Below are 13,732 nucleotides of genomic sequence, written 5' to 3' on the forward strand. Positions count from 1 at the left end.
TATCTTTCCTTAATTACTTCCAATATGCGTTTTGAACCAATAGCGGGTTCTGATTGATAAGTTCACGAGAAATAGGCCAGTAAATTCCACCTGTATTGATCAGGTTCATGAACTTGGCATTGTTCTGTTTAATCTTATTGTATCTAACCTGATCATAGAAGTGCATTCCCTCTCCCATAAACTCCTTTTGTCTTTCTAAGAATATCGCGTCAAGTACAGGTCCGTTCTTAATAGGATTATATGCTATATAAGTACTTGAACTTTCGTTTAACTGTCCTTTATTATCTACGTTATACCTTAACTGTCTAACCGTATTTAAGTCATTGATCGCATTGGTAGTTTCTCCTAAAGCTGCATAAGCTTCAGCTCTCAGTAACGTAATGTCTTCCAATCTGGTCACTACAATAGAACTAGAATAGATTCTGAAGGTAGGGTCTGTAGAACCATCCTGCATTACTTTAATTTTACTAAAGATTGGATATCTACCCAAGAAGTTGGTAAAATAGGCTACGGAGTGCGTAGTACCAGTAGTATCAATGTTAAACCTGCCATCATTTGTTTCCTTGAAAATGTTAAGGATTGAATCCTTTGGTACAAACATATCCGGAATGGCTTTATTAACTACAGGCTCAGCAAGCGCCAATGATTCCATATTACCCACAAAGGTAGCATCCTGGTGACCGAAAATAAATCCAAAAGCCAATAAGTGCTCATTCCGTTTGTCATAGAAAAATCCATTTCTTTGCGTAAGGAAATTTGTAGAAGTATAGCCCATACCTGCCTTACCCCGGTCAGTGATTACGATATTTGCATATTTAATTACGTCCGTATATTTTCCCTGCCATGCAGAAACGCTACTCAACATACCATATGCAGTAAGTTTTCTAATCAACGCGCCATCCCACCTAAATCTATTTTCATTATAGTAGTCGCCAGGCTGCTGAATATCACCTACACTGTAACGGTATGGAAGTACCTGCGCAGCTGCTAACATTTCAGCTTGCACAAACTCAAGGATTGCATCTTTGCTTGATCTTGGGCGGTTCTCAAAAGAACCATCACGTGATGATGTAATAAAAGGAACATCACCCCAGATCCTAATCATGTAAAAATAAGCATAGGCTCTTAAAAACCGAACCTGTGCTACATCTACTTCCATATTGTTTTGGGTATATCTCGCGTCATTGGCTTTTACTTCAGGAATACGCTCCAAAAAGATATTAGCAGCATTGATGATCGCATAAAACCTGGTCCAGTTAGAAAGTTGATTCACTACCGGATAAGATGCATTTAAATCATTATTGATGATCGCTTTAAGATCTTGACGAATAGGGCTTTGAAAATTCCCCATACGTGCATCCCCATAAATCCAGTGGCCATTATTATCAGCCAACGCTGCTCTGGTTAATCCATACACACCCATGAGTGCCGCCCTGGAATCCTCTAGGGTATTCCAAAAGTTCGCTTCATTTACCACGCGGGTCGAGCTGATGTTGAGTGCTTTCTTACAACTTCCTGCAAGAAGGGCAACAAAGACAAGACTCAGCAAAATTATTTTTTTCATTTTCTCAATTTTAAATGGTACTCAATATTATTTGTCTACGTTCAGGAATTAAAAGTCCATTTTCACACCGATCGTGTACGTTCTTGGAATTTGCATTCCATAACCCGTATCGTAACCAGTAAAACCAGCCAGTTCAGGATCTTGTCCTGTATAGTTGGTCAATGTGAACACATTGTTCACGCTGCCATAAACATAAAACCTTTCAACATTTGGAGATTTCTTTTTGAACATACTGGTCAAATCGTAACCTACAGAAACTGTACGTAATTTTATAAATGATGCTTTTTCTAAGAAAAGATCTTGATTAACCTGGTAAGGTGAAACTGAACTCCAAGGATTGTAGATCGGATATTTTGAATAATCTCCTCTTTTTTCCCAGAAGGTAATTTCTCTCACTGAATTGATGCTGTTCAAACCTTCACGGTTTACAAAGTCAAACCTGTTGGCCATTTCCTGATTGATTAAATCGCGACCCAAGTTATAGTAGAAATTAAGACTTAAAGTCCAGTTCTTGTAACCGAAATCGTTTTTCCATCCACCTGAAACAACTGGTAATGCATGACCTTTTAATGTCCTATCGGCATCAGTAATGGCGTTATCACCATTTACATCTAACCATTTTGGATCACCTGCTTTTAAAGTAATGCCATTATAAGCCATTTTTCCACCTGCTCCATTAGAAGGAACTTCAGCATCAGAATTATATATACCTTGATTAGTCAATACCCAATAACTATCTACACCTTCACCAACTTTAAGTTGTCTGTCGCCAAGCACAATTTGATTTAAACCACCAGGTAATGCAGTAAGCTTATTTTTATTGTAGTTAACATTAATGGCTGAAGTCCAGGAAATAGTTTTTGTTTTAGGCATAATATCTGCGCTCAACACCAAATCAACTCCAGTATTGCGAATCGCCATACCATTTTTTATGATATTGGTATAACCGTATTCTGCAGCAGATGGCACACCCAATAACATGTTTTTATCATGTTTATAATAACCATCGATACTTGCATGAACACGATCATTCAAAAATGATGCATCTAAACCAAGATTAGCCTGATCTGTGTAAGCCCAGTCAAGACCGTAACCTACTCCACCCGCTGTATATGGACGAGTTAAAGAAGCGATACCGTTATATCCAGGAGCAATTAAGTTACCGGTAAAGCCGATGTAAGCAGTATATTGAGGGCCTTGAGCATAATTATCAAAATTCTCATATCTACCCATTCTACCTACGCTAGCACGTAAATTTAATTCAGAAAAGGTATCATCATTAGCAAAAAACTCCTTTTTCATATCCCATCCCGCTGAAATTACAGGAGAGTAGAACCAGCGACTGGTTGGTTGCTGATTTGAAGAAGCATCTGCGCGCAATAAAGCAGAAAAATTATATTTGTCTTTGTAGCTATAATCTGCTTTACCATAGAATGAAAGCTGGTTATTCTTGGTTCTGTCCAAGAATTTGTAAACCAGTTCTCTCCTAAATACGAAAGGCTCCAAGTAATCATTATTACCGTTTGCATCCTTATGATTTGGGTCAGATTGTAAAAGATTCAATTTGATAAAATCATTTGATCCTTTATAAGCATAAGCATAGCTATATCTATAGGTATCATATTGAATAGTATTACCAACACTGAAGTTAAATTTACTATCCTCATTCAAATCATAATCATAAGTGGCGATGTTGTCAACAGTTGCACGCTGATTGTAACCAAAATAATTAGAAGCAAAATTGGTAGTTTGTAATAAAGTACGTGCGTAGAAAATATCACGGTAACCTTCAAAATAGTCTAAACCTAAAGTAGTTACAAACTTGAATTTACCTAAGTCAATACCAACTTTTGCATAACCTTCAATAACATTGGACCTATTATTGTCAAATCCCTTATTGAATTGGCCAAGATACTGTGCGTACTTGTCTTTGTTCGGCGCAATAGGAGAACTTAAATCAGGAATATAGTTTACAGTAGCTAAGCGGTCACGTACATTTCTGTTGCGATCACGCTGAAGTCTGTTGGCATTAACCATTGCACTAAAAGTTAACCATTGAACAGGTTTCATGTTGATAATGAACCTTGTATCGTAACGATCTGCTTTAGTATCATCTGCAATACCACCACTACGAAGATTACCTACAGAAAAACGGAAATTAGCACGATCTGTACCGCCAGAGATGGCTGCGTTAATACCATACTGAAGTTGGCTTCCGTAATAATTATCTGTCCAGTTGGATTTACCGTAGAAATCATTGTTTAATGAATCACTTAAATACAATGGATATACATCATTGTCGCCATAAGCTCCATTTGCAGTATATTTATTGTAGAACTGTCTCCTGAAATCATTTTCGAACTTACCATTAACAGTAGTTACTGCTTGTGGAGTTGCCACACCAACATAACTATCGAAAGTGATTCTTCTTTTTGATGTCGGATCATTGGTAGTTAAAACAATAACTCCGTTTGCTCCTTTAGGACCATATATAGCTGTAGCATTTAATCCGGTCAAAACCTGAACGGATTTAATGTTTGCCATATTAATATTAGTTAGTGGATTAATTGCAGGACCGATCCTGTCAAATTTGAATTGCTGTATATCAAATGCAAAAGGATGCTCGCCAATAAGAGGAACACCATCTAATACAACAAGCGGCTGAGTTTGGAAAACTTCACGTTGTGACAACAACGGTTGTGAAGTTCCGTGGATAAACATGTTTTGAACCGTACCAGGCTCACTAGTTGGTTCAGTTGTATACAAACCAGCAGCCTCACCTTTTAAATATTGTTGCAGGGAGATCGCCGGAAATAACGACAGCTTCTTAGGATCCAGGTTACTGCCTTTGGATTCAAGCTTCTTCGCAATAGTTTTTGCAGCTTGCTTGATACCAACAGCAGCAGTATCCATTTTAGCGGTGTCCGACTTAGCCGTATCCGTCCGTTGGAAGCTTCGCACTAACGAGAAATGATTCGAAACACAGGCAGACCTAGCCGTATTACCGAAGGAGTATGTTGTTGTACACAGCACACCCAGAAAAGTTATAGTTGCAATAATGCGCATAACAGATAATTAAGTATTAACTGATTAAAAAACTGTTTATTGATTGTTTGACGTAATGGAAATATCGTAAACGACTAAAAATAACTCCTAGCCCCGGGAAATTTAAGGCTTGAAACTATTTGCGATTATTTAAGATATAGATTAAATCGTTTTAGCTTGTTAGGACTATAATTTATTAGTCATACGCAAAGCAGACTCAGCCAAGGCCGTTCTATTGTGCTTCTGATAATGATTGTAGTGCTGAAGTGAGACTTCACTCCCTGAATTTTTTGTAAAAGTTCGATTCATAGCTTGGTTTATAAAAATATATACTTGGTTTGTTAAATAGCCGATCATTCGTGCGAAATCAGATATTCCCTTAACAATGATACGAAAGAATAATCTAATTGCAAATATTTTATCCGATTTTTTTTTAACAAAATTTAACAGCCAAATCATTTCAACCCTTTTATTCCTTTAAGATCTAATTTTGATCTAAAAACTATACAACTCTAGAATTAATGACTGATAACCTGACTTTTATAGCGCACACTTCCTAAACTACTGTTACTTAACAGTAATTATTCCACATTATACAAAAATTACTTACCCTGTAATCGGACTAAAATTTGTTATTTTGAAATGTAATAACAACAGGCCATTTTACAAAACAACAATATGCCAGTTAACCCTAAAAAAAAGAGCAGCAACATTCTATCCATAGATATTGGCGGCACAAGCGTTAAAGCTTGTATTCTAACTGAAGAAGGCGAACTTCTTACTGATTTCAAAAAAATACCCACACCAAAGAAATCCACTCCTGAAAACATCATAGCGATTATTAAAGAACTCGTGTCTTCATTCGAAGATGATTTTGATAGGGTATCTGTAGGTTTTCCAGGATACGTAAAAAAGGGTGTAGTGGAAACCGCGCCAAACCTTGCTAAAAACAAATGGGCAAACATAGATCTTGCCCAACAGATCAGCAACCTGCTCCATCTTCCTGTCCGTTTAATTAATGATGCGGACCAGCAGGCATTGGGTATTGTTGAAGGTAAGGGATTTGAAATCGTATTCACCGTAGGAACCGGCTTCGGTACAGCACTTACGTATGACGGAGAACTCCTGCCCCACCTGGAGCTGGCCCACCTGCCCATCACCAGAAAAAAAGATTACGATGCCTATATAGGTACTGCAGCGTTCGACAAGATAGGTGAAGAAAAGTGGAATGAACGCCTTCAGCGCATCATTGAAATCTACAAAACTGTGTTCAATTATGACACCTTATATATAGGTGGCGGGAATTCCAAGCACATTAGCTTTGAACTAGAGCACAACATTCACCTGGTAACCAATAAGGACGGCATTAAAGGTGGTGCTAAGCTATGGCAGGCAGCAGAAAAATATCATGTATATACTATTCATCCTGATAAAAAATAAATAATGACTGATAAATACACCTTAGGAATGATTGGCCTTGGAACAATGGGCCGCAATTTGTTGCTCAACATGGCAGATCATGGTTTTCGGGTTACCGGATACGATAAGGATCCTAAAATGTTGAAAAAACTTGCTGAAGATGGTGCGGAACACCAGCTAAAAGGTTTTGAAGATTTAAATGATTTTATTAAAAGTCTGGAACTACCCAGAAGGATTATGCTGCTGGTACCCGCAGGTGCGATAGTCGACAGCGTCATCAACGAACTTGTTCCTTTATTAGATAAAGGCGACATGATTATTGATAGCGGTAATTCGCATTTTACGGATACGAGTCGCAGGGCTAAAGACCTTTCTGATCAAGGCATCCATTTCTTTGGAATGGGAATCTCCGGTGGTGAAGAAGGTGCACGTTTTGGACCAAGTATGATGCCTGGTGGCGACAAAGATGCCTACTTATCTGTAAAACCCATATTGGAAGCGGTTTCTGCCAAAGTTAACGGCGATCCATGCGTTGCCTATATTGGGCCCGGTGCTTCCGGCCATTTTGTAAAGATGGTACATAATGGTATTGAGTATGCCATGATGCAAATCCTTGCAGAAACTTACGATTTGCTGAAGAATGGATTGAAATACAATAATGAACAAATCTTTAGCCTGTTCGACAAGTGGAACAATGGCCGTTTGAAATCATTTTTGTTAGAAGTTACTAAAGACATTTTCAAAGTTAAAGATGAAAAAACCGGCGGAATGCTTATTGACTACATCAAAGACGAAGCGAAATCTAAAGGTACCGGCAAATGGACTACTCAGGTTTCTGTTGATTTGCAATTGCCTATACCTACCATAAATGAAGCAGTTAGCACCAGGGATTTATCTAAATTCAAATCATTAAGGGTAAATCTTGCAGATGCACTGCCACATCAGGCAATAACGATTGAAGATGCCGCTGCTTTTGAAGTTCAACTAGAACAAGCTTTGTATTTTGCAATGATAACCTCTTATGCCCAGGGATTACATTTACTGGAACAGGCTTCTACAGAATTCAAATATGAGCTTAACCTAAAAGAGATTTCTCAGATTTGGAGAGGCGGATGCATCATCAGAGCGGAACTATTGGAGGATATTTTTCAGGCTTATACAAAACAGCCTAAGCTGCCTCATTTATTTAGTGATCCTGGTATACAAAGTAAATTGAAAGACATTATTGTCGGTAGCAGACAAGTAATTATAGCTGCGATACAGAGTGGTATTGCTGTTCCTTGTTATGCCTCTGCAATAACTTATTTTGATTCTTTAAGAACTGCAAATTCACCCCTCAATTTAACCCAAGCGCAGCGAGACTTTTTCGGCGCACATACATTTGAACGTATTGATGAAGAAGGCATTTTCCATGCCAACTGGAATACAAATAATTAGCATTACAAAACTCAACAGATGAAAACTAGCATCAGTCTAAATCCCACAATAATTGTAATTTTTGGAGGTACAGGCGATTTAAATTTACGCAAATTAGCTCCGGCGCTTTATAATCTTTATGCAGATGGCTACATGCCAGAAAACTATGCCATAATAGGTACTGCAAGAAAGCCACTTAACGACGAAAAATTCCGCACAGCACTTATGGATGCGGTAAACAGTTTCTCCAGATCTGGTAAAGTAAAGGAGGATAAATGGTCTAAATTTGCGGAGCATCTTCATTACACTCCAGTAGATGTAGAGGCCCCGGAAACCTTTGGTAACCTTAAGAAAAACATTGAGAAATTCCAGAAAGAGTTTGGCCCAAAAACACAGGTACTTTATTACCTGGCTGTTGCCCCTAACTTGTTCCCTTTAATTGCACAATGTATTTCAAAATATGAAATGGCCGGCAATGAAGATAACTGTAGAATAGTTATTGAAAAACCTTTCGGTCGCGATTTACAAACAGCAAAAGATCTGAATTGCATACTGACCAGCATCTTTACTGAAAAACAAATCTACCGCATCGATCATTATCTGGGTAAAGAAACGGTTCAAAACATCATGGCTTTCCGCTTCGCCAACTCCTTCCTGGAACCGCTTTGGAACAGAACTTATATTGACCACATTCAGATTTCTGTTACCGAACAACTTGGTGTTGGAGATAGAGGAGGTTACTATGAGAGTGCGGGTGCATTAAGAGATATGATCCAAAACCATTTACTACAGCTGCTATGCTTAATTGGAATGGAAACGCCAGTAAATTTTGATGCAGACGAGATCCGAAACAAGAAAGTTGATGTACTAAAAGCCATGAGGCCATTTAGTTCTGAAGATATTCGTTTTAGCACCGTTCGCGGCCAATACACAAAAGGCTGGGTAGAAGGAAAAGAAGTTCCTGGTTACCGTCACGAAACTGGCGTAGATCCTGACTCCAATACAGAAACTTTTGCAGCCATAAAGTTTTTTGTAGACAATTGGAGGTGGCAGGGTGTTCCGTTTTATGTGAGAACGGGGAAACGATTATTTCAAACCTCATCTTTAATTACCATACAATTTAAAGACGTTCCGCACCATATTTTTCCGGCAGGTGTTTCAGAAAATTGGCAGCAAAACAGGCTAATCATCAGTATACAACCAGAAATGAGCATTCGTTTACAAGTACAGGGTAAAAGACCAGGATTAGATATGGTGCTAAACCCTGTTGATATGGTTTTTGATTACAAAGGGACGTATAGTACGGAGACTCCAGAAGCTTATGAAACCTTGTTACTGGATGTGATGACCGGAGATCAAACGCAGTTTATGCGCGCCGATCAGGTGGAAACTGCATGGGAACTATTAATGCCTGTGGTGAATGCCTGGGAGAATAAAAAATCTTTAAGTTTTCCAAATTATACAGCAGATTCATGGGGACCTGAAGACGCTGAGGCATTAATTGCACGTGATGGATTTCATTGGTTTACTTTACCATTAAATAAAGAATAAATGAACCTCCTGATCTACCATAATGAGCCAGAATTATTTAAAGATCTGGCAGATTACATTGTCAACATTGCCAGGGAATCCATCCTTGACAAAGACAGGTTTAATTTTGTTTTAACGGGCGGAAACTCTCCTAAAAAATTATATGAGCTACTGGCCACCACCTATAAGGATGAGCTAGACTGGACTAAAGTTTTCTTTTTCTTTGGAGACGAGCGGAACGTTCCGCAAAATCATGAAAGTTATAATGGCTTGATGGCTAAGAACAGCATTTTAGACCCTTTAAAAATTGCGGAAGATCATATTTTTTATGTCAACACTGCTCTGGAGCCAGAACGTGCCGCAATAGAATATACTAAAGCTATAGTAGATCATTTTAAGGGTTCAGACCTGTCTTTTGATTTAATTCTTTTAGGAATGGGTGATGATGCACATACAGCATCGTTATTTCCGGGCACACGAATTCTGGAAAATCATCAGGTAGAGGTTGATGCAGTTTTCGTGGATAAATTGGACACCTATCGCATCAGCTTTACGGCATCACTGATCAACAAAGCCAGGAACATTGCCTTCCTCGTTTTCGGAGAAGCCAAAGCCGTGGCCATCAAACATGTTTTGGATGATCAAACAAAAAATACATCCCTGTATCCTTCGCAACTCATCGCTCCGGTTAGCGGTAATATCACTTGGTTTATTGACAACCAGGCAGCCAGTTTGCTAGACAGTTAGAAATACGATAAATCTCAAACAAATCCCCACTTTATTCGTAAGGTGGGGATTTTTTTTGCGTTGACTATTCGTTACCTAGAATAGGTACCAAACTCTATACTCCTTCCCTAAAAATACTGATAAACAACTAGTAAATAACTGATAAAAAACAGGGTTGGAATATCCTTGCATTATCCTTGGAATATCCTTGAGCTATCCTTTCGATATCCTATTAGATATTGCAAGGATATTGCAACCATAACGGAAGGATAATATAAATAAGTTGTTTATCAGTTATTTACTAGTTATTTATAAGCTGTTATTAGGACTGTGTAGCGATTTCGTGCCACAGCATACCCCTGCCCAACCTATTTGTGATAGAAAGAGAAATGTTATTTAGACTATAAAAATGGCAATGGAGGATTTGGCTAAACCACTATGCGCTCGGTAACCAACGTATTGTTTTCCTGATTAACACCACGAAGTTCCACATACTTAACATTGGGTAGCCAAAAAGTACCGCCCTCTATCCTTACAAAGATGCGGTCCAGCAATAGCTTCTTCTTATTGATAGTTACATAAACATGATACTTTTTATCGTCGGCTGACTTAACAAGATACAATGCAAGCTTTTTATGGGATACAAATCTCAATTCGAACTGGTCTTTACCAAGCATTTTAGATTCTACGCCATAGGCGAATTTGCGTTGTACAAAAGAAAGATCCTTTTTCTCTCCACCATCGCCATAACGAATCCAATAGGCCAATATCGGCTCATCTTTATCCACCTCACCCGCTTTATCAATGTTGAGTGCATAAATGAGTGTATTCAAATTTGGATCCCTTTGTAGGTAGAACAATTGATTGGAAACACCCTGTGGCACAGGAAACTTTAAAGGTGATGGATTGCTTTTATCAGCCTGACTAAAAGTTAGAGACACCATGGATGTCATGAAAAGTCCGATCATAAGGACTCTGTTTAAAATTACAGTAATCATGGGCCAAAGGTAATAAGTTGAGACAAAAATTAAGATATTAAAAATAATACTGACAATTCAACTACCATGTTTGTTAAATAATTTATGCTTTATGGGGTTTAATTGCTATGTTCAATGTTAAATGACAATACCCAAAGAAGAGATCATCATTATTGGTGGCGGCCTTGCCGGATTGGTCTGCGCTATAGACCTGCTTCAGAGAGGAAAGTCGGTTATGCTAATTGAAAAAACGGTTTACCCGCAGCATAAAGTATGTGGCGAGTTTATTTCAAATGAGGTACGCTCCTACCTGGATTCATTGGCTATAAATATTAACGATCTGGCACCAGCAGAAATTTCAAAGTTTACGCTCTCTACGCCAAGCGGCACAACTATAAATTGTAATTTACCCTTAGGTGGCTTTGGCATTAGCAGGTTTACTTTAGACTATTTCCTTTACCAAAAAGCCCTGATTGCAGGCTGCAGAATCATTACAGATACGGTAGAAAACATAGTCTTCCTGGCCGGGCAATTTTCTGTCCAAACACAAAATAACGGCATTGTTAAAGCGCCCATTGCTATTGGTGCTTTTGGGAAAAGAACAGCAATTGATCAAAAATTAAAAAGACCATTTATTGCTAAAAAATCACCATGGCTGGCCATTAAAGGTCATTACAAAGGAACAGTGGCCGATGATCAAATTTCCTTACATCTTTTTAAAGGGGGGTATTGCGGGATTTCCAGGGTTGAAAAAGATATTATAAATGTTTGTTACCTAACGGAATATAAAGATTTTAAGGCTTGCAAAAACATAGCCGATTTCCAAAAGCAGGTGATGTCCAAAAATCCTCAACTTAAACACATCTTTGAAAACCTGCAACCTTTGTTTCCAGAACCGCTAAGCATTAGTCAGATCTCCTTTGCGGAAAAAGAACAGGTGCTGGATCACATACTAATGATTGGCGACACGGCCGGTTTAATCCATCCTTTATGCGGAAACGGAATGGCGATGGCCATTCACAGTGCTAAAATCTGCGCTGAACTATGCGATCAGTTCCTAATTGGCGAGATCAAAACGCGGGATGCATTTGAAAAGAAATATATAGTAGTTTGGAAATCGAAATTTCAGCATAGGCTACGTATGGGTAGAATTTTATCCACAATTATTAAAAAAGAAAAGTTATTTAACATTTTGTTACATCTATTGGCTAAATTTCCGCTCCTATTGCGAATGATTATTAAGAATACGCACGGAAAACCGAATATATAATGCCTGTAAATACCAAGTTTAGGAGTGATGCTTCCGAAATAATGGACGATTTTTCTTTGGAAGGAGAAGTCTTAAAAGATGCGTTAAACAAAATAGCCAATATCAACCGTTTTTTGGGTGGCAATAAGGTAACTATTGAGGGGGTTGAACTTTTGATTAAAGGCAAAAGCAAGGCGGCTGAAATCAGCATTCTTGATATAGGTTGTGGTAATGGTGATATGTTACGGGCACTGGCTGATTATGGCCTGGATAAAGGATTTAACTTTAAGCTGATTGGTATGGACGCCAATCAATATACCGTTAATCATGCCACAGCGCTTTCAACAAATTATCCAAACGTCAGTTTTATTTGTGCAGATATTTTTAATGAGCTTAAACAAGAACGGTATTTTGATGTTATCCTATGTACATTAACCCTGCATCATTTTAAAGATGATGAGATAATACAGTTAATTGACGGCTTTAGAAAGCAGGCAATAATGGGTATTGTAATTAATGATCTTCACAGAAGCAGGTTGGCTTATTATTTATTTATAATGGTATGCGGCGTTTTCAGACTGAATAGCATGTCTAGAGAAGATGGCCTGGTTTCTATTTTGAGGGGATTTAAAATGAACGACATTATGCACTATGCAGACCGTTTAGACATTGATAAACATATTTTGCGCTGGCGATGGGCATTCCGTTACCAGTGGATAATACCTACTATATGAGCCAAGGCATACCAGTAAAACTTAAAGCTGTTTCAAAAGTACTTCCTGAGTTTTCCAGAACAACGGAAGAAATACTACCCCTTCTGGATGTCTGGCTAGGTGGTCAGGACGACCGTTTCATAAGAAAAGTTAAAAAAATATTTGAGAATGCAGGCGTTAGCAAAAGATATTCTATTATGTCGCCAGCAGAAGTATTTACTAAATCTTCCTTTGAGGAACGCAATGACATATACATAAAAGAAGGACTAAAACTATCTGCCAAGTGTTTAAGTGATGGGCTGCAAAAGGCCAAGTGGAAGCCGGAAGATTTAGATTTTATTATTACGGTAAGTTGTACAGGAATTATGATTCCCTCTCTTGATGCATACCTGATTAACGCGTTGGGATTGAGACAAGACATCATGAGGTTACCTGTAACAGAAATGGGTTGCGTTGCTGGTGTATCCGGAATGATTTATGCGTTAAACTTTTTAAAATCAAACCCGGGTAAACGCGCTGCGGTAATTTCCTATGAATCGCCTACGGCGACTTTACAATTGGAAGATTTCTCTATGGCCAATATGGTAAGCACGGCTATTTTTGGAGACGGTGTAGCCTGTGTTATGTTAAGCGCTGATGCTAGTGACGAGGGACCTGAATTAATTGCCGGAGAAATGTATCACTTTAATAATACGGAACAGCTGATGGGCTTTAAGCTAACCAACTCCGGACTTAAAATGATATTGGATGTTGCAGTGCCTGATACTATTGAAAGCCATTTTGCTGCTATTATAAATCCCTTTTTAGCGAAAAACAACTTATCCATCACTGATATTGAACATTTGATTTTTCATCCCGGTGGTAAAAAAATAGTTCAGGTGGTAGAAGCACTTTTCGGCGCTTTAGGTAAAAACATCAACGATACTAAAGAGGTATTGAACCTTTATGGCAACATGTCTAGTGCAACTGTTTTCTACGTGTTGGAACGCATTATGGACAATAATCCAAAGAAAGGGGACTATGGCTTAATGTTAAGTTTTGGTCCGGGATTCTCTGCGCAACGGATATTGCTGAAATGGTAATTAAATTTGAT

The 13,732-nt window shown here is 38.3% G+C and carries 10 protein-coding genes; 7 read left to right on the forward strand and 3 right to left on the reverse strand.

Annotated features, from left to right (window positions below; all coding sequences use genetic code 11):
• Positions 1–13 precede the first annotated feature (13 nt).
• Together ACVWYN_RS06925 and ACVWYN_RS06930 are read right to left on the reverse strand one after the other, a co-directional pair.
• Positions 14–1,564, reverse strand: a complete 1,551-nt coding sequence (locus ACVWYN_RS06925; RefSeq protein WP_457288101.1) for a RagB/SusD family nutrient uptake outer membrane protein — start codon at positions 1,562–1,564, stop codon at positions 14–16.
• 48 nt (positions 1,565–1,612) lie between these two features.
• Positions 1,613–4,630: a SusC/RagA family TonB-linked outer membrane protein gene (locus ACVWYN_RS06930; protein WP_457288102.1), complete on the reverse strand. Its 3,018-nt coding sequence runs from the start codon at positions 4,628–4,630 to the stop codon at positions 1,613–1,615.
• 657 nt (positions 4,631–5,287) lie between these two features.
• Here ACVWYN_RS06930 and ACVWYN_RS06935 point away from each other — a divergent pair.
• Genes ACVWYN_RS06935 through pgl form a run of 4 tightly spaced genes read left to right on the forward strand, consistent with a single transcriptional unit; the run spans position 5,288 to position 9,721 of the window.
• The gene (locus ACVWYN_RS06935) at positions 5,288–6,049 is read left to right on the forward strand and encodes an ROK family protein (protein WP_457288103.1); all 762 of its coding nucleotides are present in this window, start codon (positions 5,288–5,290) and stop codon (positions 6,047–6,049) included.
• 3 nt (positions 6,050–6,052) lie between these two features.
• Positions 6,053–7,465: an NADP-dependent phosphogluconate dehydrogenase gene (gene gndA / locus ACVWYN_RS06940; RefSeq protein WP_457288104.1), complete on the forward strand. Its 1,413-nt coding sequence runs from the start codon at positions 6,053–6,055 to the stop codon at positions 7,463–7,465.
• An 18-nt stretch (positions 7,466–7,483) separates the two neighbouring features.
• Positions 7,484–8,995 (forward strand): glucose-6-phosphate dehydrogenase, encoded by a 1,512-nt coding sequence (gene zwf / locus ACVWYN_RS06945; RefSeq protein WP_457288105.1) that lies wholly within the window; start codon positions 7,484–7,486, stop codon positions 8,993–8,995.
• Complete coding sequence (gene pgl / locus ACVWYN_RS06950; RefSeq protein ID WP_457288106.1) at positions 8,996–9,721, forward strand: 6-phosphogluconolactonase; 726 nt, start codon at positions 8,996–8,998, stop codon at positions 9,719–9,721.
• A 407-nt stretch (positions 9,722–10,128) separates the two neighbouring features.
• Here the strand turns inward: pgl and ACVWYN_RS06955 are convergent, their stop codons facing one another.
• Entirely contained in the window at positions 10,129–10,668 is a 540-nt protein-coding gene (locus ACVWYN_RS06955; protein WP_457288107.1) for a DUF4833 domain-containing protein, read from the reverse strand.
• Positions 10,669–10,819: 151 nt separating this feature from the next.
• Between ACVWYN_RS06955 and ACVWYN_RS06960 the strand changes: the two genes are divergently transcribed.
• From ACVWYN_RS06960 to ACVWYN_RS06970, 3 genes are read left to right on the forward strand one after another with little or no spacing between them, the layout of a single operon-like run.
• Positions 10,820–11,947 (forward strand): NAD(P)/FAD-dependent oxidoreductase, encoded by a 1,128-nt coding sequence (locus ACVWYN_RS06960; RefSeq protein ID WP_457288108.1) that lies wholly within the window; start codon positions 10,820–10,822, stop codon positions 11,945–11,947.
• Positions 11,947–12,660 (forward strand): methyltransferase domain-containing protein, encoded by a 714-nt coding sequence (locus tag ACVWYN_RS06965; RefSeq protein WP_457288109.1) that lies wholly within the window; start codon positions 11,947–11,949, stop codon positions 12,658–12,660. The genes ACVWYN_RS06960 and ACVWYN_RS06965 overlap by 1 nt, the downstream gene beginning before the upstream one ends.
• Positions 12,657–13,721 carry a type III polyketide synthase gene (locus tag ACVWYN_RS06970; protein ID WP_457288110.1) on the forward strand — a complete coding sequence of 355 codons (1,065 nt, stop codon included), beginning with the start codon at positions 12,657–12,659 and terminating at the stop codon, positions 13,719–13,721. Before ACVWYN_RS06965 ends, ACVWYN_RS06970 begins: the two co-directional genes overlap by 4 nt.
• Positions 13,722–13,732: the final 11 nt, after the last annotated feature.

The organism is Pedobacter sp. UYP24, assembly GCF_054057295.1.

Bases quoted from the DNA above. Each gene is read 5' to 3' on its own strand.
- ACVWYN_RS06965 (WP_457288109.1), top strand. From the start codon at position 11,947: ATGCCTGTAAATACCAAGTTTAGGAGTGATGCTTCCGAAATAATGGAC.
- ACVWYN_RS06935 (WP_457288103.1), top strand. From the start codon at position 5,288: ATGCCAGTTAACCCTAAAAAAAAGAGCAGCAACATTCTATCCATAGAT.
- ACVWYN_RS06930 (WP_457288102.1), bottom strand. From the start codon at position 4,630: ATGCGCATTATTGCAACTATAACTTTTCTGGGTGTGCTGTGTACAACA.
- gndA (WP_457288104.1), top strand. From the start codon at position 6,053: ATGACTGATAAATACACCTTAGGAATGATTGGCCTTGGAACAATGGGC.
- ACVWYN_RS06960 (WP_457288108.1), top strand. From the start codon at position 10,820: ATGACAATACCCAAAGAAGAGATCATCATTATTGGTGGCGGCCTTGCC.
- ACVWYN_RS06925 (WP_457288101.1), bottom strand. From the start codon at position 1,564: ATGAAAAAAATAATTTTGCTGAGTCTTGTCTTTGTTGCCCTTCTTGCA.
- ACVWYN_RS06970 (WP_457288110.1), top strand. From the start codon at position 12,657: ATGAGCCAAGGCATACCAGTAAAACTTAAAGCTGTTTCAAAAGTACTT.
- zwf (WP_457288105.1), top strand. From the start codon at position 7,484: ATGAAAACTAGCATCAGTCTAAATCCCACAATAATTGTAATTTTTGGA.
- ACVWYN_RS06955 (WP_457288107.1), bottom strand. From the start codon at position 10,668: ATGATCGGACTTTTCATGACATCCATGGTGTCTCTAACTTTTAGTCAG.
- pgl (WP_457288106.1), top strand. From the start codon at position 8,996: ATGAACCTCCTGATCTACCATAATGAGCCAGAATTATTTAAAGATCTG.